Below are 19,219 nucleotides of genomic sequence, written 5' to 3'. Positions count from 1 at the left end.
TCTTCCGGTTAAACAACACAATGTCACTCAAGGCTATCACGCGTTTCGGCGTCGCTGTCCTCCTCCTGGCTTTCCTCAGTGCCTGCAGCAAGCCGGCAGCGCCGGATGTGGGCTACACCACCCTCGATGGCCGGACCGTCCAGCTCTCCTCCCTGCGGGGCAAGGTGGTGCTGGTCAATTTCTGGGCCACCACCTGCACCACCTGTGTGGCCGAGATGCCCAAGCTGGCAGAGACCCACCTCAAGTTCGCGCCCAAGGGCTTCGAGACCGTCGCCATCGCCATGGACTACGATCCGCCCGAGTATGTCCGCAACTTTGCCGCCCGGAAGGGGCTGCCCTTCACCATTGCCCTGGATGTCACCGGACAGGCGGCCAAGGGCTTCGAGGACGTGCGTCTGACCCCCACTACCTTCCTGCTCGACAAGCAGGGGCGGATCGTTCAGAAGTACCTGGGCGAGCCGGATTTCACCAAGCTGCACGCTCTCCTCGAGAAGCTTCTGGCCGAGCCGGCATGACGCGCCGTTCCCTCATTCTGGTACTGGCCCTGGCCGCTGCGGTGCTGGCTGGGGCGCTGCTCTGGCCCAAGGGTCGTCCTGTGGAGGTGGTCCGGGTCGTCAAGGCGCCGCTGACCCAGTCCGTGGTCGCCACCGGGCGCATCGCCACCCCTGCCCGTATTGCGCTGGGCAGCCCCCTGGCCGCGACGGTGCTGGAGGTGCACGTCCGGGAAGGCGACCGGGTCCGGGCGGGGCAGGTGCTGGTACGCCTGCGTGCCGACGACGCAGAGGCCTTGGTGGCTCAGGCCAGCGCGGCCCTGGCCGAGGCGGAAGCACGACTCCTGCAGATCGACCGGTTGGGCCGGCCCCTGGCCGCCCAGCAGTTGGTCCAGGCTGAAGCCAATGCCCGGGTGGCCGGGGCCGAGGCCGAGCGGGCCCGGCGGCTGGTGGCCCAGGGCTTCTATGCTCAGGCCCGGGCGGATGATGCCCTGCGCAATCACAACAACGCCCTGGCCGCCCTCGACACTGCCCGTACCCAGCTGGCGGCCCAGGAGGCCGGCGGCACCGAGCGGGAGGCGGCCCGCGCCCGCGTGGAGCAGGCCAGGGCACAACGCCTCAATGCCCAGGCCCGGGCGGCCCAACTGATCCTCACGGCGCCGGCCGACGGGCTGGTGCTGACCCGCAAGGCGGAACCCGGTGACGTGGCGACCGCTGGAAAGGTGTTGCTCGAACTGGCTGAAGCCGGCGAAACCCGCATCTACGCCACCGTGGACGAGAAGAACCTGCGCCTGCTGCGGTTAGGGCAGGCGGCTCGGGGCGTGGCCGACGCCTATCCCCGCCAGCCCTTCGACGGGGAGCTCTATTACCTGGCCCCCGCCGTGGATCCCCAGCGGGGGACGGTCGAGACCCGCTTCCGGATTGCCGCTCCGCCGGACTTCCTGCGCCCGGACATGACCGTTTCGGTGGAAACGCTCACCGGTCGTCGTGAATCGGCGCTGGTGCTGCCCAGCGAGGCGGTGCGGGAGCCGGATGGGGGCAAGCCCTGGGTGCTGGTGGCCCGGGACGGACAGGCCGTGCGGGTGGAGGTCGAGCTGGGGCTCAGGGGGGTCGGCCAGGTGGAGATTGCCCGGGGGCTGGCGGAAGGGGAGCAGGTCATCCTGCCCACCAGCGGTGCCCTGGAAGGCGATCGGGTGCGGATCCGGGACGCCGCGAAGCCCCGGGTGAACGGCCTGCAGGTGCCTTCGGGTATGGCCCGGTGAAATTCCGTCTCCCCTTTGCGCCCCTGGTGGCCCTGCGCTTCCTCCGGGAAGGACGGATGCAGACCTTCCTGATCCTGGCCGGCACCACCGGCGGGGTGGCGGTGATCGTCTTCCTCACCCAGCTCATCTCCCAGCTCCAGAACCAGATCGTGGACCGGGTGCTGGGCAGTCAGGCCCATGTGGTGCTGCGTCCCCTGGAGGAAGCCAATCGCCGGGCCATCGATGACCAGGGGTTCGCCAGCATCATCGAGCCTCGGGCCCAGCGCCTGCGCTCCATCGACCAGTGGGAGAACATTGCCCGGCTGGCCGGCGGCATGCCCGGCGTCACGGCGGTGTCGCCGGTGGTCACCGGTCCCGCCTTTGCCGTGCGCGGCCAGGCCAACAAGTCGGTGGCCCTGATGGGCGTGGATGCGGAACGCTACCGGCGCATCGTGCGCATGGAGGAATACATGGTCGCGGGCCGCTTTGCGGTGGAAGGCACGCATACGGTGATCGGCACCGAGCTGGCCAAGGACCTGGGCCTGCGCCTGGATGACAAGCTGCGGGTGGCCTTTCCCAATGGCCGCGACGAGCTGCTCCAGGTGGGGGGCATCTTCGACATCGGCAACAAGGACCTGAACCGCCGCTGGGTCTTCGTGACCCTGCCCCTGGCCCAGAGCCTGCTCGACCTGCCGGGCGGCGTATCCAACCTGGACGTCACCGTGGCGGACATCTTCGAGGCCCAGACGGTGGCCGACCGGCTGCGGGGCGCCACCGGCCTGACCGTGGACAGCTGGATGCAGACCAACGCCCAGCTGCTGGCCGCGCTGCGCAATCAGTCGGTCTCCAACAACCTGATCCGCAGTTTCGTGGTCATCATCGTGGCCCTGGGCATCGCCAGCGTGCTGGTGGTGAGCGTGGTCCAGAAGCAGAAGGAGATCGGCATCCTGCGGGCCATGGGGGCCAGCCGGGGGATGATCCTCCAGGTGTTCCTGATCCAGGGGGCGGTGGTGGGGGCCGTCGGGTCGATTTTTGGCAGCATGCTGGCCTTCACGCTGCTCAACGTGTTTTCGGCCATCTACCGCAATGCGGACGGACAACCCCTCTTTGCCGCTGAGCTGGAGTTCCGTTTCATCCTGGTGGCGGCTCTGGTGGCGACTCTGGTAGGACTGCTCTCTGCCCTGATTCCGGCCCGGCGGGCGGCGAAGATGGATCCGGTACAGGCGATCCGCTCATGACGGCAGTCATCGAACTGGCGGGCCTGCGCAAGGCCTACAATCAGGGCACTCCGGTAGAAACCGAGGTGCTCCATGGTATCGACCTGCGTCTGGAAGAAGGAGAGTTTGCCGCGCTGATCGGGCCCTCGGGCTCGGGTAAAAGCACACTGCTGAACCTCATCGGTCTGCTCGAGCGTCCGACCGGCGGGCGGCTGTCCGTCGGCGGGCGGGATACCGCACGCATCTCCGAGGCGGAGCTGACGGCCCTGCGGGGGCGCAGCATCGGCTTCGTGTTTCAGTTTCATCATCTGCTGCCGGCCTTCACCGCCCTGGAAAACGTGATGATGCCTACCATCATCGCCCGGGGTGTGGCGGACGAGGAGGCCGAGGCGGACGCCCTGGCACTGCTGGATGCGGTAGGTCTGAAGGCCCATGCGTACAAAAAGCCGGCCCAGTTGTCCGGCGGTCAGCAACAGCGGGTCGCCATCGCGCGGGCCCTGGCCCTCCGGCCGCGGCTGATCCTGGCGGACGAACCCACCGGCAACCTGGACACCCATACTGCCGATGAGATCTTTGCCTTGCTCCGGGCATTCAACCGGGATTCCCGCTGTGCCTGCCTGATCGTCACCCACGATCCCCGCCTGGCGGCCCGTTGTGATCGTATCGTGCGTCTGGTGGATGGACGTATTGCCGAGGATCGGGCGGTCCCCTCGCTATAATTCGCCCATCCTTGTTTCCTGACGTTCCCGTCATGGCCCGATCCACCCTGTACGATCTGCTGGGGCTGTCCCCCCAGGCGAGTGTCGCCGAGATCCTCGCAGCCCGGGATGCCCGTGTTGCGCACTACCAGTCCGCAGCCCATGGCCTGCCGCCGGCCGATGCGGAGAACCGGATCAAGGCACTCCGTGAGGCTGCCTGGATCCTGTCCGACCCGGGGCGGCGTGCCGCCTATGACGCCCGGCTGGCCCCGTCCCGCCCGGAAAGCGGTTTCGTGCGCTCCGATGTATCTGGCGACGAGGTTCCGCCGGGCCTGTCCAGTCCCCTTCACCCGATCAAGGTGGAGATTGCCGAAGTCAAATGGACGCCTCTGCGCATCATGACCTTCGCCATCGGCGGCCTGATGATCGTCGGCATGCTGATCCAGATTTTTTTCTCGGTGTTTGCCTTCCGCCAGGCCGGCCGGCTGGCCAGCGGAGAGGTGCCCGCCGAGATGCAGCAGCGGGTGATGGAGGCCGAGCGGCGCCAGACCTATGGCGACCTTACGGAGGATGAGATCCGCGAGCTGGAGAATCGCGCCGCCCAGCAGCGCCTGGAGTCGGCTCGCCGCTATGAGGCACAGCAGCAGGAGCGCCTGCGCAAAGAGGAGGAGTACCAGCGCCAGCGTGCCCTGGAGGAGCGTACCCGCTATGCCGACAAGGTTTCTGCCGACCTGGCCCAGGCTGAGGAAACGGCCCGCCTCAAGGCCGAACGGGAAAAACGGCAGCAGGAAGAGGCCGCCCGTCGTGCTGAGGCAGAAGAAGAGCGCCGCCTTCAAGAGCGGCTGGCCCGGGAGCGGGCCCGCTGGCAGCGGGAACTGCAGAACTGAGCGCCCCCGGATGCGGGCGTTTCCGCGATAATCCGGCATGACTTCCCCAATCTCCCCGCTGCCGGACATGGTCTCCCTGGATACCCTGCCCGATGCCATCCTTGTTCCTCCTCCGGCGGCCTCCTCGCCGGAGCCCTTCTCCGTTCTTGCCTTGCCGTCCGCCGTGCTGACCAACCTGGAGCGGCTCGGTTACCACACGATGACGCCCATCCAGGCGGCGGCCCTGCCGGTGGCCCTGGACGGGCATGACCTGATCGCCCAGGCCCGTACCGGCAGCGGCAAGACGGCCGCCTTCGGCCTCGCCCTGCTGCCCCGTCTGCAGCTGCGCCGGTTCGACGTTCAGGCCCTCGTGCTGTGCCCGACCCGGGAGCTGGCGGAGCAGGTCGGCCAGGAGCTGCGCCGCCTGGCCCGCGCTGAGGACAACATCAAGATCCTTACCCTGTGCGGCGGAGCCCCCATTCGCCCGCAGGCAGAAAGTCTGGCTCACGGTGCCCACGTGGTGGTGGGAACCCCAGGACGGGTGCTGGATCACCTCTCCCGGGGCTCCCTCCAGCTGGCGAGTCTGACCGCCCTGGTGCTGGATGAGGCGGACCGGATGCTGGACATGGGGTTCTTCGAGGATATTGCCCAGGTGATCGGGGCCTGTCCGAGGGTGCGCCAGACCCTCCTGTTTTCCGCCACCTATCCTCCGGGTGTGGTGCGTCTGGCCCGGCAGTTCATGCGCCAGCCCCAGATCATCCAGTTGCCCGAGCAGCATGCGGAGGACACGATTCGCCAGCGCTTCTACGAGGTGGCACCCGGGCAGCGCCTGCAAGCGGTGGGCTTGCTGTTACGGCACTACCGGCCCGAAAGTACCCTGGCTTTCTGCAACACCCGCCAGCAGTGCCGCGATCTGGTGGACGTCCTCACCGCCGAGGGAGTGGATGCTCTGGCGCTCCATGGCGAACTGGACCAGCGGGAACGGGATCAGGTGATGGTACGCTTTGCCAATCGCAGCTGCAGCGTGCTCGTGGCCACCGACGTGGCCGCCCGGGGGCTGGACATTGCCGGGCTGGCGGCGGTCATCAATGTGGACATGAGTCCGGACCCCGAGGTGCATGTCCATCGGATTGGTCGTACCGGTCGAGCTGGCGAGGAAGGCTGGGCCTTGAGTCTGGTGGCCCCCGGCGACCGTAACCGGGTTGCCGCCATCATCGCAGCCCAGGGCACTCAGCCCGTGTGGGAATCCCTGGATGGGCTGCTTGACGAAAACCCACCCCCCTTACAGGCTCCCATGGTGACCCTGCAGATCCTCAGCGGCCGCAAGGACAAGATCCGTCCCGGTGACGTGATGGGTGCGTTGACCGCAGGTGCCGGTCTGGCCGCCGGGCAGATCGGCCGGATCAACGTAAATGATCAATCCACCTACGTGGCGGTGGAGCGGGCTGCTGCTGCCCAGGCCCTGCGAGGTCTGAGCGAGGGCAAGATCAAGGGCCGCAAGGTCCGCGCCCGGCGCCTGGAGGGGTAAACTGGCGGCTCATCTCTGGACTGAGCCTTCTTTTTCCGGCGGGTCCTGATTCCCTATTTCTCTTCGATTCCATCATGGCTGAAAACCATCGTTTTCCCGACAGTGACGTCGCGGCGATCTACCGGGTGATCGCTGAGCGCCGCGACATGCGCCACTTCCGGTCCGATCCGGTGGATCCGGACCTCCTCTCGCGCCTGTTGTGGGCGGCCCACCATGCCCCCAGTGTGGGCTACATGCAGCCCTGGCGCTTCATCCGCATCACCGACCGGGGCCTGCGTGAGCGCATGCACGCCCTGGTCGAGGTGGAGCGTCAGGCCACGGCCCGGGCTCTGGGCGAGCGTGATGAAGACTTCATGCGCCTCAAGGTGGAGGGTCTGCTTGAGGCGGGCGAGGTGGTGGTGGTTGCCCTGGCTGACGGCCGTGAGAAACATGTCTTTGGTCGCCGGACCCTGCCCGAGATGGATCTGGCCTCGGTGGCCTGCGCGATCCAGAACATGTGGCTGGCGGCGCGCGCCGAGGGCATCGGCCTGGGCTGGGTCTCCATCTTCGACCCTGTGGAGCTCGCCCAGCTGCTGGCCATGCCGCCGGGTGCCCGTCCGGTGGCCATCCTCTGCATCGGCCATGTGGAGGCCTTCTATCCCCGCCCGATGCTCGAGATCCATGACTGGGCCCAGCGCATGCCGCTGGAGACGGTCGTCTTCGAGAACGGATGGCAGACGGTCACGCCCTCGTGACGGACGGTGGATCCGCTTTCACGGCGGCTGCCCTGTACGGCTACAATGCCGCCCCCTTTGAATATCAGCAACGGACATTCCTTCATGTGGTTCCGCAATCTCCAGATCTACCGTCTCCCCGTTAATTGGGGTCTGACCCTCGAAACCCTCAACGACAAGCTGGTGGCCAAGCCCTTCGTTCCGTGTGGCAGCCAAGACATGGCCAGCCGGGGCTGGAGCTCCCCTACGAAGGACGATCGTTTCGTGCTGGCTGTGGGAGGGCATTTTCTGGTCAGCCTGCTGGTGGAGCAGAAGCTCCTGCCCTCGTCGGTGGTCAATGAGGTGGCCGCCGACAAGGCCGAGCAGATCGAGGCCCAGCAGGGCTTCAAACCCGGCCGCAAGCAGATGAAGGAGATCAAGGAGGCCGTGCTGCAGGAGTTGCTGCCGCGGGCCTTCACCCGACGACGCAAGGTGTACGGCTGGATCGATCCGGTGGGGGGATGGCTGGTGATGGATGCGGCTAGTCCGGCCCGGGCTGAGGAAATGCTGGATGCCCTGCGCGACACTCTGGACGAGCTCCCGGTCAAGATGGTCAAGACCGAGCTGTCGCCCGTGTCGGTGATGACCGAGTGGCTGCTGGCGAACGAGGCCAAGGGCAATTTCACCATCGACCAGGACTGCGAGCTGCGGGCCGTGACCGACGAGAAGGCGGCTGTGCGTTATGTACGTCACACCCTGGACGGACAGGATGTCCAGGACCACCTGGCTGCCGGCAAGCTGCCCACCCGGCTGGCGCTGACTTTCGACGACCGGATCAGTTTCATCCTCACCGAGAAGATGGAGATCAAGCGGGTGGCTTTCCTGGATGTGATCAAGGAAGAGGCCGAGCGTCAGGCGGACGCTGCCGACATGCAGATGGAGGCCGATTTCGCCCTGATGAGCGGGGAGCTCTCCCGCCTTATTCCGGCGCTGCTGGAGGTGCTGGGCGGCGAAGTGAAGGATGCGGTGATCTGAGGGAGTGTTCCCCGGCGGCCGGGGCTCCGGAGGTTTCCGGCCCGGCTTCTCAGGGCAGGAACACCGGGTCGGAAAGCACCAGGGTACCGTCGGCCCGCATCATCAGGTTGCTGGGGTTGAGGATGTCCGGCTCCACCGGGTACTCCTCGATGAAGTCGGACAAGGCCGAAAGAGCCTGGATCAGGCTGTCTGGCAGCCCGGGGGGCGGTTCCCGGGTAAGATGGTAGAGCGCCAGACGACCCCGGTTCATCCCCATGTTGGCCCATTTCTCGCATCCTTCCCAGTAGGCGGCGGACAACTGGTGGGCGAGGGTTTCGGTGGGGCCGGAAACCGGGTGCAGGCGCTCGATCTCAAGCAGCCGGAAGGAATAGCCGTTGCTGGCCTTGCCGATCACACCATGGTCGTGGATCAGGAGGGGGAAGTGCAGACCCTGAGGTCGATCCTCGGCAGCCAGGTAGAAGTAATCGGCTGGGGAACTGACCACCTTGAAGACGCGCTGACCATCGCCCGGGTCGAGCACGACAGAGGACTCCCCCCGCCCGAGCTCCGGTAGTCCGTCGAGCAGGGGGTGTGCCGGCACCGGATCTGGCAGGCGGGACATGCTGCCTGCCTCGACCGGATGGGCGGGGTGGTTGTCGATCATGGTTGATCGACAGGGATCACGCGATGATGTTGTAGCCGGCGTCCACAAAATGTACGCCGCCGGACATGTTGCGGCCAGCGTCGGAGATCAGGAAGGCGGTCAGGGCGCCGACGTCTTCCGGGGTCACCAGGCGGTGCAGCGGGGAGCGGTCCACTGCAGCGGCCATCAGGCCGTCGAAGCCGGCAATGCCCGAGGCGGCGCGGGTCATCAGCGGGCCCGGGGAGATGGCATTGACGCGGATGTTCTTGGAGCCCAGCTCAAAGGCCATGTAGCGGGTTGCCGCTTCGAGAGCAGCCTTGCAAAGACCCATCACGCCGTAGTTGGCGATGACCTTCTCGCTGCCCAGGTAGGTCATGGTGATCAGTGAGCCGCCGCCGGCTTTCTCGAGCAGGGGTTCGGCCTTGCGGGCCAGGCGCAGGAAGGAGTGGGTGGACACGTCCATCGCCAGCGCGAAGCCGTCGGCGGAGGTGTCCACCACGCGGCCGTGCAGGTCATCACGCTTGGCGAAGGCCATGGAGTGGATCGCGAAGTCGAGCTTGCCGTATTTGGCATCGATCTGGGCGAACACATCATCAACGATTTCCGGCTTGGTCACGTCGAGCAGCATCACGTCCTCGACACCCAGGCGGCTGACGATGGGCTCGATGAAAGCCAGCGTCTTTTCGTTCTGGTAGGTGATGATGACCTTGGCTCCGGCCTCGATACAGGCTTCCGCCACGCCGGTGGAAATGGACTTTTCGTTGGCGATGCCGGTAATCAGGCCCACTTTGCCTTCAAGGTTGATGATTGGTTTCATATTGCGAGCTCCGTTGGGTAGAGAAAAATACTGCGCTGCAGCAACCTGCACAAACTAGAATAATCCAGGCTTACTGTTACGCGGTCATTTTTTGCTTAATGGCAAGTTTCCTTCTTTCCATAGCTTTTTTGTTGCGATGCATCAAACAATGGCCGAAAACCTCCAGTCTCCAGGGGCTTCCCTGAATCCCGTTTATGTCTTCCTCGATTTTGACGGGGTCACCCATCCCTGGGGGGAGGCAGAGGATTTTCGCTGCCTCCCCCTGGTCGAGTCCGTGCTGCGGGAGTACCCGGAAACCCGGGTCATCATCGCTTCCGACTGGCGCACCCTGTTCTCCCTGCACAAGCTCTCTGCCCGGTTTTCAGAAGACATCCGCTCCAGGGTGATCGACTGTTCTCCGACCATCTTTCCCCGCCACCCCAATGAGCTTTATGGCCTGCGCGAGCGGGAGGCCCGTCAGTGGCTGGATCGCCGTGGGCCAAATGCCCAGTGGCTGGCCGTGGATGATGCGCCTGGCAACTGGCCGACCCGCGCCCGGCTGGTGCTGACGGATTTCAAACAGGGTTTCACCGAAGAGGACGCGGGACGGATGCGCAGGCTGCTGGAGGCCTTCAGGGACGGCAGCTTCCAGGGGCAGGAGGGTATGCCCTGAGCGTCAGCACAGTCTGACCAGCTCTCCTTCGGCCATCAGAGCGACCTGCTCCCGTAGGGCCAGGATCATCTCCTGCCAGTAGCGGGGGCTGTCGAACCAGCCGAAGGCAGCCGGAAAGGCCGGATCGTCCCAGCGCCGGGCAATCCAGGCGGCGTAGTGGATCAGGCGCAGGGTGCGCAGGGCTTCCACCAGGTGCAGGCTGGCCGGATTGAAGTCGGCGAACTGTTCGTAGCCTTCCAGCACGCTGTCCAGTTGCCGTGCCATGGACTGGGCATCTCCGGACAGAAGCATCCACAGGTCCTGGACGGCGGGGCCGTTACGGGCATCGTCGAAATCCACGAAGTGGGGCCCGGCGTCGGTCCAGAGCACGTTGCCGCCGTGTACGTCGCCATGGAGCCGGATCAAGGGCTGCGGACCCGCCCGCTCGTAGCTGTCCCGGATGCCCTCGAGAGCCTGCTCCACCACCGACTGCCAGGTGACTCTCAGTTCGTGGGGCAGGAAGGGGGAGGCCAGCAGCGCGTCCCGGGGTTCCTCACCGAAGCTGTGGATATCCAGGGTGGGGCGGTGGGCGAAGGGTGCGCGGGCACCAACGGCGTGGATACGGCCCAAAAAGCGCCCGAGCCATGTCAGGACTTCTGGCCGGTCCAGTTCTGGTGCTCGGCCACCTCGACGGGGGAACAGGGTCAGCCGGAAGCCCTCGACGTGGTGCAGGGTCCGGCTGTCGATGGGGAGCGCCGGCACCACGGGGATTTCCGCTTCAGCCAGTTCGGCGAGAAAGGTGTGCTCTTCCAGGATGACTGCGTCGCTCCAGCGTTCAGGCCGGTAGAACTTGGCGATCAGTGGGACATCGTCCTCTATGCCCACCTGGTAGACCCGGTTTTCGTAGCTGTTGAGTGTCTGCAGCCGGCCATCGCAGCGGAGGCCGGCAGCCTCCACCGCGGAGAGGATGAAATCGGGAGTGAGGCGCCCGAAGGGCGCCGTCACTGCTGGCCCTCGTTGCGTACTTCACGCACATAGGGCTCGTGCAGCTTGACCGGCTCCACCTTGATAACCTGCCTGGAACGCATGCGCAGATTGAGCATTTCAACCATCACCGAGAAAGCCATGGCCGAGTAGATGTAGCCCTTCGGCACGTGATGACCGAAGGCATCTGCGATCAGAACCACTCCGATCACCAGCAGGAAGGACAGGGCCAGCATCTTGACCGTGGGGTGACGCGAGACGAAGTCGCTGATCGGGCCAGAGGCCACCATCATCAGGCCGACGGAGGCGACCACTGCAGCGATCATCACCGGCAGGTTGTTGACCATGCCGATGGCAGTGATGATGGAGTCCAGCGAGAACACGATGTCGATCATGATGATCTGCAGGATGATCGCGCCGAAGGTGGCCTGCACGGCACTCGATGCCTCCCCTTCCTCGCCTTCCATCAACTGATGTACTTCCTGGGTGCTCTTCCAGACCAGGAACAGGCCACCGGCCAGCAGGATCAGGTCACGTCCGGAGAAGCCGTGGTCGAGCACCGTGACCATGGGCTCGGTCAGACCGGCCAGCCAGGACAGTGCAGCCAGCAGGGCAATGCGCATGAACATGGCCAGGAACAGACCGAGCCGCCGGGCAAAGGCCCGTTTTTCCGGGGGCAGCTTGTCCACCAGGATGGAGATGAAGATCACGTTGTCGATGCCCAGGACCAGCTCGAGGGCGGTCAGCGTGAAGAAGGCGATCAGCAGTTGCGGGTCGGTCAGGAATTCCATGGTCGGCATTCGGTTGTTTCGGGGCGCGCGGCCCCTAAGAGGGTCGCGTATTGTGCATGGTCGCACGAAATGGGGGGGTTCGTATTGCGCTGCAACGGAGCTTTATGAAGCAGTTCCTCCTCCGTGGCTGCGGATCCAGTCTTCAAGTGCGTCGCCGGGCATGGGTCGGGCAATGCCATACCCCTGGACCAGGTGGCAACCGAGGGCCAGCAGGGCATCTCGGTGAGCAAGTGTTTCCACCCCTTCGGCGATGACCTGACGTCCGAAGGCTGCGGCCAGGCCGATGACGCTCTGAACGATGGCCAGGTCGTCGGTGTCTTCGAGCATGTCCTGGATGAAGGACTGATCGATCTTGATGGTGTGTACCGGGAGGCGCCGCAGGTAGGTCAGGGAGGCGTAGCCGGTGCCGAAGTCGTCCAGGGCAAAGCTGACTCCAAGCGCCCGGCAGGCTCCCATGATCCCGGCCAGCGAGCCGATGTCGCCCAGGGTGGAGCTTTCCAGTATTTCCAGCTCCACTAGACCAGGGGGGAGATGGGGGTGTGATTTCAGGAGGTGGGACAGGGTGGGGACGAAGCCCGGGTCGGCCAGATGCTGGGGTGAGACGTTGATGCTGACCGGTATGGAATGGCCCGCCGCATGAAGTGCGGCGACCCGGTCGATGGCCGTTTCCAGCACCCAGTTGCCCAGCTCCACTTCCACGGGCGTACCAAGGGTGAGGGGCAGGAATGTGGCCGGGAGGACCAGGCCCCGTTCCGGGTCCTGCCAGCGGAGCAGGGCCTCGAGCCCTACCAGGCGGTCATCCCGGGCATCCACCTTAGGCTGGTAATGGAGTGTGAATTGCCGGGCAGCGAGGCCGTTCTCGATGCGCGTGAGTGCTTCCCGATGAACCCGCAGGCGGCGTTCCTGTGCGGGGTCGAAAAGGTGGAAGCAGTTGCCGCCCGCTTGTTTGGCCCGATACATGGCCTGGTCCGCATGGCGCAGCAGGGTGTCCGGGTCGGATCTATCCTCGGGGAAAAGGGTGATGCCGATGCTCGCGCTGACCTGGATTTCCCGTCCATGAAGGAGTATCGGTTCAGTCAGGCGCGCAAGGAGGCGTTCGAAGACCTGATCGCATTCCCCGCTGTGTTCCAGTCCGTTGTAAATCAGGGCGAACTCGTCTCCACCGAGTCGGGCCACGGTGTCACTTGCGCGCACCGATGCCTGAAGGCGGCGCGCAATTTCAATCAGCAGCAGATCTCCCGCATCGTGGCCCAGGGTGTCGTTGACCGGTTTGAAACCATCCAGATCCAGATAGGCCACCGCCGTGAGGGTGAATTCCCGGGTCGCCTGGGCGAGGGCCATCTGCAACCGGTCGGCCAGCAGGCTGCGATTGGGCAACTGGGTCAGGGCGTCGTGGTAAGCGAGATGTTCCAGATGCCGCTGGCTTTCCTTCAGGGCGGTGATGTCGGAGAACAGCCCGACATAGTGGGTGGTTTCACCGGCTTCGTTGCGTACCGCCGAGATGTTGCCAAGCTGGGCGTACAGCTCGCCGTTCTTCTTGCGGTTCCAGAGCTCTCCGTGCCACACACCCTCCCGGTGAAGGCTGGCCCACATGCTGGCGTAGAAGGCGTCGTTCTGCTCGCCGGAGCGGAGCAGGCGGGTGTGCTGCCCGATGATTTCTTCCCGCGTGTAGCCCGAGTTGCTGCAGAAAGTATCGTTGACGTCCAGGATATGTGCGTCGATGTCGGTGATCACGATGGCTTCGTGGGCGTGGCGGAACACGCTGGCGGTGAGGCGCAGGTATTGCTGGGCGTCCATCTCGATGGAGATATCCGCAATGCTGCCCATCAGCCGAAGGGGGCGGCCGTCGGATGCTCGCTCGATGACGTCGCCCCGGTCACGAACCCAGATGGGGCGGCCTTCTCCGCAAAGCATTCTGTGCTCGCTGTGATAGGGCCCTTCCCCCCCAAGGCAGCGTTCGATGTCCTCCTGGACGCGGGCTCGGTCATCTGGATGGATCAGGGCGAAGAATTCGATGGCCCCGTGGCTCAGGTAGGCCTCGCTCAGCTCGAGCATTTCGCACCAGCGTCGATTGTGGGTGATTCGGTCACCGACAAGATCCCAGTCCCACACGCCTTCCCCGATGGCCGCAAACACATGGTCGAGGTGCTTGCGGCTACGGGCCAGGCTGCTACGCGTTTCTTCCAGATCAGTGGTGTCAGTGGCGATGATCAACGCCAAGGGCTCGCCATGGGCCCCCTGGACAGGTTTCTTGATGGACTGGAGATGGCGGATTTGTCCGGTTCGGGCATCTGTACTGGTTTCGGTTGCCCGGAGGGTCTGGCCGCTGGAAATGATTTCCTGAACATCCGCCCGGAAGGCGGCCAGTTGTTCTACGTTGGCATTGAAGGCACTGTCGTCCTGCCCCAGAAGCTCTTCCGGAGTGGTGGCATAGAGCTCGGCGGCGCCCCGGTTCCCCAGGACGAAGCGCCCCTGGACGTCCTTGAGAGCGATGATGCCGGGAAATTCGTCGATTACCGTCCGGAGCAGGGCCTGGCTATTGCGCAGTGCGCTTGCCTGAAGGTGGTGGAGAATGGCGACGCTGGCCAGTCGGGCACCGAAGTCGAGGGCGTCCAGGTGGCATTCCTCCGCATGGGTAGGCTGCTTGTGGTAGATGGCGAAGGTGCCTACGGGGCGGCCGTTGGGCCCCGGGATGGGATCGGACCAACAGGCAATGATGCCCGCTTGCTGGGCCAGATCCCGGTAGGCGGTCCAGTAGGGATGGCTGGCCACGTCGTCGATCAGTACCCGGCAGCCCCGGTGGGCCGCTGTACCGCAACTGGCGACGCCATCGCCGATGGCCAGTCCATCGACGGCCAGATTGTAAAAATCCGGTAGTCGGGGGGGGACGATGGTGCGCAGGTGTCGACCGTCCGTGCTCAGCAGCATCACGCCACAGGTGGCGCCGGGAATCTGCGCATCTATTCCTCGGGCGATGACCTGCAGTACTTCTTCCAGCGGAGCGCCTCGCGCCAGTCGCTCCAGGGCCTCGCCGCGCAGGCGCAGGTGGTGAGGCTCCTGCTGGGCAGGCACTGTATTCTGGACTTCGGGTCCTGGCGGGATACATGGTTTGGTGTTCATTCGGCAAAAAATCGAGACAACCGAAGGAAGGGACACATAATAATGCGCCTTCCTCGCGTTCCGCATAAGGGGCTGTGCTTTGCCGTGCCTGTGGCAATCCCTCATGATGGGCGTCTTCCGCTGTTTTTCTGTCTTAACCAGAGTGCCCGTCGATCCTGTGGCCCTGCCAGGAACTTATCAAACCCCCGTTGGGCTTTTCGTGGCGTGCCAGTCGTTTGCGGGCGCGGTTGAGCTCAGCGTGAGTACCCTCGACAAACCAGCGGCGGGCACGTAAGGCGGATAAGGAATTGGTGCGGGGTGTGACAGGGTTAGAATCTTTGCCGGCATGTTGCCCGAAGTGAGAGTTTGTCCCATGACCACCGACAAGATCGATATTCCAGGTCTGCTGAGCCGGATGCCCCTGTTCAGTGCCCTTTTACCGGAAGATCTGGCCCACCTGGCCTTGGCTACCCGGGAGCGCCGCCTGCATAAGGGGGATCGCCTGTTTCAGCGGGGAGATCAGCCCAAGGGTTTTTTCCTAGTGGTCTGGGGGCAGGTCAAGCTGGCCTTCACCTCGGCCCAAGGCAATGAAAAAGTGGTGGAAATCCTGGGGCCGCTGCAGAGTTTCGGGGAGGCCGTGATGTTTCTCGACCAGCCTTATCCGGTGCTCGGTGAGGCGCTCGCGGATACCCTGCTGCTCCATATCGCGAGTACTGCCGTCTTTGATCAGATTGAGCAGGATCCCCGCTTTGCCCGCAAGCTACTGGCGGGCATGTCGATCAGGTTGCACTCCATGGTCAAGGATGTGGAGTCTTACGCGCTGCGCTCTTCTACTCAACGGGTCATCGGTTATTTGCTCCAGCTGGCCGATGGTGTTGCCCGCTCCTCTGCGCTGTGCCGTCAGGAGGTGGAGTTGCCGACCAGCAAGCAGGTGATTGCCTCACGACTCAGTCTGACGCCGGAGACCCTGTCGCGGATTTTTCACGAGTTGTCCGATTCGGGTCTGATCTCGGTTCAGGGAAAGCATATCGTGATCCACGATGCAGCCCGTCTGGCCGAGCACACCTGAGCTGGTTCTCAGGCTGTGCCGGTAGTGGCATGCCGGATATGGATGGCGTATTCCCCCTGCTCGTTCAGCTTGACCCGGTAGGTATACCCATTGCGGTGCAGCATATCGTAAAGGGGTGTAGGTTCCCGATACAGCAGCAGGATAACCTCTCCCTCCGGAGGCATTACATCCAGGGCCTCCAGGGTCCGGTGCATGGGCTCTGGTGGCATCAACCCGCGGGCGTCGACGACGACGGAATCAGGGGGGGCGGGCATGGGTATTCTCCGTTCTATGGCGGGCCAGTTTTGCAGGGTGATCCTGCCTGCGCCTTGTCACCTTGATCTGCCTCAAGGAGCATGTCGAGGCGAATGGCTTCAAGGCCTGTGTGCATGGGCAATATCCGGCACGGGCTGATGGATGGTAAATTGTGGCTCATGAATCGAGAGACTGCGTCGTGAAGGAAGGGTCAGCCTTTCTGCTGGCCCTGCTGCTGGCAGTCGGGATTGCCTACTGGTCGGATCACTACCGTATCAAGGTGGAGCACAGACCCGACGCGCCAGTGACCCGCGTGCCCTCCCCCGGACCCTATGAGGAGACTGCCCGTGGCTTTACACCAGAACCCCCACCCCCTGCAGAACGCCTGTACCTTGCCACCGATCTGGATGGAGCAGCCCGGGCAGTCCTTTGCGAGGAATTGCTGGAGGTGGTCCGTGGTGCCGATGCCGCGCTGCAATTGCCCCAATCGGCAAGCACCACCGAGCAACTGATTAACCGGCGGCGCCTGTATCAGGAGAAGCGGGCTGTATTGGGATGCTGAGTTTTTTTACCCATTCCCGTGCCTTGATGACTATCAACCCTGGAGCGTGGAAAACGGGTAGTGTTGCATCGATCGATGGGGACTCCCCGCCCGGCAGAGGGGTCTGATGGCATGTTGCTGTCCTTGTGCTGGCGGGTTTGGGTAAATCATCAACTTAAGCATACGCATTATTAAGGCTGCGAGCCTGGCTCATGGAACAGATGGATAGCGCATCCCCGAGTACGCCGGAGTACCAGAGCATTGTGCTTGTGGTGGACGACGAGGCTGTCAATCGCTTGGTACTTTCCGGTCTGCTTCGGCGCTCTTGCCGGGTGGTTCAGGCCGATTGTGGCGGAGCCGCCCTGATCCGTGCTGCGGCAGATCCGCAGCCGGACCTCATCCTGCTGGATATCATGATGCCCGACATGGATGGTTTCGAGGTGCTGGCCCAGTTGCGGGCCAACCCCGTCACCCACCACATCCCGGTAATTTTCGTCACTGCTCTCAGTGATGATGAGCATGAGCAGCGGGGCTTCGATGCTGGTGCGGCGGACTACATTCACAAGCCGATTCGTGCCAGCATTGTCTTGGCCCGGGTCAGGGCCCAGCTGGAAGCCAAGGCCGCCAGAGAGATGCTGCACAAGAACAACTTGCACTTGAAACATAAGGTCGAAGGAGGCGCCAGAGCCCTCGAAAAGGCCCAGGTGCGATTGATGCAGGCGGAGAAGATGGCTTCCCTGGGGCAACTGGCAGCTGGCATTGCTCATGAAATCAACAATCCCATCGGCTTTGTCGGCTCCAATCTGGGATCCCTTGCCGAGTATCTGGAAAACCTCTTTGCGGTGGTTGAGGCTTATGAGCAAGCCGCAGCTGCATGCGGAAATCAATCTTTCTTTGCCGGCGTTGAAGCATTGCGCCAGCAGATTGATTACGCTTTTCTGCGTGAGGACGCCCTGCAGCTGCTCAAGGAGTCACGGGATGGGATTGACCGGGTCCGCAAGATCGTCAATGACCTGAAGGAGTATTCCCATGCCGGTGGCAATGACTGGCAGTGGGCCAGCCTCCATGAGGGCATCGACTCCACCCTCAACATCGTTCGCAATGAGCTTAAATACACCTGCACAGTAGAAAAAGTCTATGGGGACATCCCCGAGATCCGTTGCATGCCCTCCCAGCTCAATCAGGTCTGGATGAACCTCTTGGTCAATGCGGCTCACGCCATTGAAGGTCAGGGGACGGTGACCATTCGTACCGAGAGGGTAGGGGAAGACTCTGTCCGGGTCAGCATCAGTGATACGGGTCAGGGGATCCCGCCGGAAAACCTGACCCGCATTTTCGAACCGTTCTTCACGACCAAGCCGGTGGGCAAGGGAACCGGTCTCGGGCTCGCCCTCTCGTGGGGTATTGTCGAGCGCCACCACGGACACATCGAAGTGCACAGCGAAGTAGGCAGGGGCAGCACCTTCATGGTGACCCTGCTCATTACTCCCCCGGTGGCGGAGGACGCGCCCCCGGGTGCTTGACCTGCCCCTTCATATTCAGCGTCCGCCCCACGGCATTATGGGTACCGTCGAGATGCTGTTGTAAGGCGCACCTTCGATCAGCTTGCGGCTGATGGCTACATAAACCAGAGTTTTGTTGGATTGATCCCATAGCCGGACGACCCGGGTTTCCTTGAATATCAGAGACGTGTCCTCCGAGAAGATGGTCTCGTTTTCCGGAAGCCGGGCAGGGAGTGTAATAGGCCCTGTCTGGCGGCAAGCCAGTGAGAACTGGGATGGATCCGGCGCGAGACCAAGGCTGCCAGATACGCCCCCGGTGCGCGCCTGGCTGACGTGGCAGGTCACACCAGGCACCTTTTTATCCTGGAACGCCTCCACGCACACCTTGTGATTGGCGCCGATGAGCTTCCAGGCGGTAGTCACGCAGCCGACAGTACCTGCATGGGCTGATGAGTGGCTTGCCACTAGCAGCGCGATGGTGGCAAGACTGGCATAAGGTGTTCTCATGAACGGTTCCTTTTGATGGACGCATGCCTGCTAACAGAATTGTTCTGTCCAGACGGTCCGCTTTCGTCTGATCGGCGGCAGTCCCAAGTTACTTTCCCTGTGGGGCATGTGGGCAACCCACTTCGCTCAGTGCGGCGCAGGCGTTGGTGCTGAAACCCTCTTCCGTACCTCTGCGCATTTTCTCCCTCATCAAGCACGTTCGCCATATATCTGGCGTCAAACGCTTTGAGCGCTTCCCTTCACGCCCACCACTGCCGCTACCGACATGGTTTGCGTGTTTCTGTTTTCTCTGTGCGTGGGCTGTGTTGGTTGCGCAGGCGTTGATGTGTGTTTCTGGGCTGAGGTGTTTGCCGTGTAGTTGTATTCGTTTCAGGTATTCATTGTGAGGCGGACGTTTTTTGTTAAAAGTGTTCCTCCAAAAGTTTCTTCAAAAGTGTTGACGTTTTTCTGTGGGTGTTTATACTGCGCAGCTCTTTCGCTGCAGGCGGAAACGTTCTCAGAAAAAAAGAAGTGTCTGAGAAGGTTTGGTGATGTGGAGAGGGGTGTTGGTTTGAAGAGATTCGAGCTGGCACTGCGCAGGTGGTTTTGTGGTTGTTTTTTTGGTTTTCCTAAAAACGATTTCGAAATTGCTTGACAGGGTTTAGAAACTCTGTA

At 63.3% G+C, this 19,219-nt stretch carries 20 protein-coding genes; 12 read left to right on the top strand and 8 right to left on the bottom strand.

The genetic code is table 11. From position 1 onward, the window contains the following. The first annotated feature begins 20 nt into the window (after window positions 1-20). The 8 genes from PHD22_RS02085 to PHD22_RS02050 all read left to right on the top strand — a co-directional run bounded on the left by PHD22_RS02085 (window position 21) and on the right by PHD22_RS02050 (window position 7,768). Entirely contained in the window at window positions 21-515 is a 495-nt protein-coding gene (locus PHD22_RS02085) for a TlpA disulfide reductase family protein (RefSeq protein ID WP_299861614.1), read from the top strand. Then, on the top strand, window positions 512-1,753 hold the full coding sequence (locus PHD22_RS02080) for an efflux RND transporter periplasmic adaptor subunit (protein ID WP_299861611.1): 1,242 nt from the start codon (window positions 512-514) through the stop codon (window positions 1,751-1,753). Before PHD22_RS02085 ends, PHD22_RS02080 begins: the two co-directional genes overlap by 4 nt. Further along, window positions 1,750-2,970 carry an ABC transporter permease gene (locus PHD22_RS02075; protein ID WP_299861609.1) on the top strand — a complete coding sequence of 407 codons (1,221 nt, stop codon included), beginning with the start codon at window positions 1,750-1,752 and terminating at the stop codon, window positions 2,968-2,970. Before PHD22_RS02080 ends, PHD22_RS02075 begins: the two co-directional genes overlap by 4 nt. Next, window positions 2,967-3,668 (top strand): ABC transporter ATP-binding protein, encoded by a 702-nt coding sequence (locus tag PHD22_RS02070; protein WP_299861606.1) that lies wholly within the window; start codon window positions 2,967-2,969, stop codon window positions 3,666-3,668. Before PHD22_RS02075 ends, PHD22_RS02070 begins: the two co-directional genes overlap by 4 nt. A gap of 32 nt (window positions 3,669-3,700) precedes the next feature. Continuing rightward, complete coding sequence (locus tag PHD22_RS02065) at window positions 3,701-4,534, top strand: hypothetical protein (protein WP_299861603.1); 834 nt, start codon at window positions 3,701-3,703, stop codon at window positions 4,532-4,534. A gap of 37 nt (window positions 4,535-4,571) precedes the next feature. Further along, on the top strand, window positions 4,572-6,041 hold the full coding sequence (gene dbpA / locus PHD22_RS02060) for an ATP-dependent RNA helicase DbpA (protein WP_299861600.1): 1,470 nt from the start codon (window positions 4,572-4,574) through the stop codon (window positions 6,039-6,041). Between the two features lie 74 nt (window positions 6,042-6,115). After that, complete coding sequence (gene bluB / locus PHD22_RS02055) at window positions 6,116-6,775, top strand: 5,6-dimethylbenzimidazole synthase (RefSeq protein ID WP_299861597.1); 660 nt, start codon at window positions 6,116-6,118, stop codon at window positions 6,773-6,775. A gap of 84 nt (window positions 6,776-6,859) precedes the next feature. After that, the gene (locus PHD22_RS02050) at window positions 6,860-7,768 is read left to right on the top strand and encodes a recombination-associated protein RdgC (protein ID WP_299861594.1); all 909 of its coding nucleotides are present in this window, start codon (window positions 6,860-6,862) and stop codon (window positions 7,766-7,768) included. 49 nt (window positions 7,769-7,817) lie between these two features. Here the strand turns inward: PHD22_RS02050 and PHD22_RS02045 are convergent, their stop codons facing one another. Together PHD22_RS02045 and fabI are read right to left on the bottom strand one after the other, a co-directional pair. Next, window positions 7,818-8,411: a hypothetical protein gene (locus tag PHD22_RS02045; protein WP_299861591.1), complete on the bottom strand. Its 594-nt coding sequence runs from the start codon at window positions 8,409-8,411 to the stop codon at window positions 7,818-7,820. Window positions 8,412-8,427: 16 nt separating this feature from the next. Continuing rightward, the gene (fabI, locus tag PHD22_RS02040; protein ID WP_299861588.1) at window positions 8,428-9,207 is read right to left on the bottom strand and encodes an enoyl-ACP reductase FabI; all 780 of its coding nucleotides are present in this window, start codon (window positions 9,205-9,207) and stop codon (window positions 8,428-8,430) included. A 148-nt stretch (window positions 9,208-9,355) separates the two neighbouring features. Here fabI and PHD22_RS02035 point away from each other — a divergent pair, with 148 nt between their 5' ends. Continuing rightward, window positions 9,356-9,859 (top strand): HAD domain-containing protein, encoded by a 504-nt coding sequence (locus PHD22_RS02035; protein ID WP_299861585.1) that lies wholly within the window; start codon window positions 9,356-9,358, stop codon window positions 9,857-9,859. A gap of 3 nt (window positions 9,860-9,862) precedes the next feature. Here the strand turns inward: PHD22_RS02035 and PHD22_RS02030 are convergent, their stop codons facing one another. The 3 genes from PHD22_RS02030 to PHD22_RS02020 all read right to left on the bottom strand — a co-directional run bounded on the left by PHD22_RS02030 (window position 9,863) and on the right by PHD22_RS02020 (window position 14,685). Then, the gene (locus PHD22_RS02030) at window positions 9,863-10,843 is read right to left on the bottom strand and encodes a serine/threonine protein kinase (RefSeq protein WP_299861582.1); all 981 of its coding nucleotides are present in this window, start codon (window positions 10,841-10,843) and stop codon (window positions 9,863-9,865) included. Continuing rightward, window positions 10,840-11,613 (bottom strand): TerC family protein, encoded by a 774-nt coding sequence (locus PHD22_RS02025; RefSeq protein ID WP_366520668.1) that lies wholly within the window; start codon window positions 11,611-11,613, stop codon window positions 10,840-10,842. The genes PHD22_RS02030 and PHD22_RS02025 overlap by 4 nt, the downstream gene beginning before the upstream one ends. A 102-nt stretch (window positions 11,614-11,715) precedes the next feature. After that, window positions 11,716-14,685, bottom strand: coding sequence for an EAL domain-containing protein (locus PHD22_RS02020; protein ID WP_299861576.1), 2,970 nt, complete (start codon window positions 14,683-14,685; stop codon window positions 11,716-11,718). 400 nt (window positions 14,686-15,085) lie between these two features. On the opposite strand from PHD22_RS02020, the gene PHD22_RS02015 reads away from it, so the two are divergent. After that, a complete protein-coding gene (locus PHD22_RS02015; RefSeq protein ID WP_299861573.1) occupies window positions 15,086-15,781 on the top strand; it encodes a Crp/Fnr family transcriptional regulator in 696 nt (231 codons plus the stop codon). A gap of 8 nt (window positions 15,782-15,789) precedes the next feature. Here PHD22_RS02015 and PHD22_RS02010 read toward each other — a convergent pair whose 3' ends face one another. After that, window positions 15,790-16,035 carry a DUF2249 domain-containing protein gene (locus tag PHD22_RS02010; RefSeq protein WP_299861571.1) on the bottom strand — a complete coding sequence of 82 codons (246 nt, stop codon included), beginning with the start codon at window positions 16,033-16,035 and terminating at the stop codon, window positions 15,790-15,792. 179 nt (window positions 16,036-16,214) lie between these two features. Here PHD22_RS02010 and PHD22_RS02005 point away from each other — a divergent pair, with 179 nt between their 5' ends. Further along, entirely contained in the window at window positions 16,215-16,577 is a 363-nt protein-coding gene (locus tag PHD22_RS02005) for a hypothetical protein (protein ID WP_299861568.1), read from the top strand. 191 nt (window positions 16,578-16,768) lie between these two features. Continuing rightward, a complete protein-coding gene (locus tag PHD22_RS02000; protein WP_299861565.1) occupies window positions 16,769-18,079 on the top strand; it encodes an ATP-binding protein in 1,311 nt (436 codons plus the stop codon). 15 nt (window positions 18,080-18,094) lie between these two features. On the opposite strand, the gene PHD22_RS01995 is transcribed toward PHD22_RS02000, so the two are convergent. Both PHD22_RS01995 and PHD22_RS01990 read right to left on the bottom strand, forming a co-directional pair. Continuing rightward, window positions 18,095-18,565, bottom strand: coding sequence for a CreA family protein (locus tag PHD22_RS01995; RefSeq protein WP_299861562.1), 471 nt, complete (start codon window positions 18,563-18,565; stop codon window positions 18,095-18,097). A 369-nt stretch (window positions 18,566-18,934) separates the two neighbouring features. Continuing rightward, window positions 18,935-19,219, bottom strand: a 285-nt coding sequence (locus tag PHD22_RS01990; RefSeq protein WP_299861560.1) for a hypothetical protein, incomplete at its 5' end; no start/stop codon positions are given.

This window comes from Zoogloea sp. (assembly GCF_028693495.1).
Taxonomy (GTDB): Bacteria; Pseudomonadota; Gammaproteobacteria; order Burkholderiales; family Rhodocyclaceae; genus Zoogloea.
This window is presented reverse-complemented; position numbering and strand designations above follow the sequence as displayed.

Bases quoted from the DNA above. Each gene is read 5' to 3' on its own strand.
- PHD22_RS02085 (WP_299861614.1), top strand. From the start codon at position 21: ATGTCACTCAAGGCTATCACGCGTTTCGGCGTCGCTGTCCTCCTCCTG.
- PHD22_RS02080 (WP_299861611.1), top strand. From the start codon at position 512: ATGACGCGCCGTTCCCTCATTCTGGTACTGGCCCTGGCCGCTGCGGTG.
- PHD22_RS02070 (WP_299861606.1), top strand. From the start codon at position 2,967: ATGACGGCAGTCATCGAACTGGCGGGCCTGCGCAAGGCCTACAATCAG.
- PHD22_RS02065 (WP_299861603.1), top strand. From the start codon at position 3,701: ATGGCCCGATCCACCCTGTACGATCTGCTGGGGCTGTCCCCCCAGGCG.
- dbpA (WP_299861600.1), top strand. From the start codon at position 4,572: ATGACTTCCCCAATCTCCCCGCTGCCGGACATGGTCTCCCTGGATACC.
- bluB (WP_299861597.1), top strand. From the start codon at position 6,116: ATGGCTGAAAACCATCGTTTTCCCGACAGTGACGTCGCGGCGATCTAC.
- PHD22_RS02050 (WP_299861594.1), top strand. From the start codon at position 6,860: ATGTGGTTCCGCAATCTCCAGATCTACCGTCTCCCCGTTAATTGGGGT.
- PHD22_RS02045 (WP_299861591.1), bottom strand. From the start codon at position 8,411: ATGATCGACAACCACCCCGCCCATCCGGTCGAGGCAGGCAGCATGTCC.
- fabI (WP_299861588.1), bottom strand. From the start codon at position 9,207: ATGAAACCAATCATCAACCTTGAAGGCAAAGTGGGCCTGATTACCGGC.
- PHD22_RS02035 (WP_299861585.1), top strand. From the start codon at position 9,356: ATGGCCGAAAACCTCCAGTCTCCAGGGGCTTCCCTGAATCCCGTTTAT.
- PHD22_RS02025 (WP_366520668.1), bottom strand. From the start codon at position 11,613: ATGGAATTCCTGACCGACCCGCAACTGCTGATCGCCTTCTTCACGCTG.
- PHD22_RS02015 (WP_299861573.1), top strand. From the start codon at position 15,086: ATGACCACCGACAAGATCGATATTCCAGGTCTGCTGAGCCGGATGCCC.
- PHD22_RS02010 (WP_299861571.1), bottom strand. From the start codon at position 16,035: ATGCCCGCCCCCCCTGATTCCGTCGTCGTCGACGCCCGCGGGTTGATG.
- PHD22_RS02000 (WP_299861565.1), top strand. From the start codon at position 16,769: ATGGAACAGATGGATAGCGCATCCCCGAGTACGCCGGAGTACCAGAGC.
- PHD22_RS01995 (WP_299861562.1), bottom strand. From the start codon at position 18,565: ATGAGAACACCTTATGCCAGTCTTGCCACCATCGCGCTGCTAGTGGCA.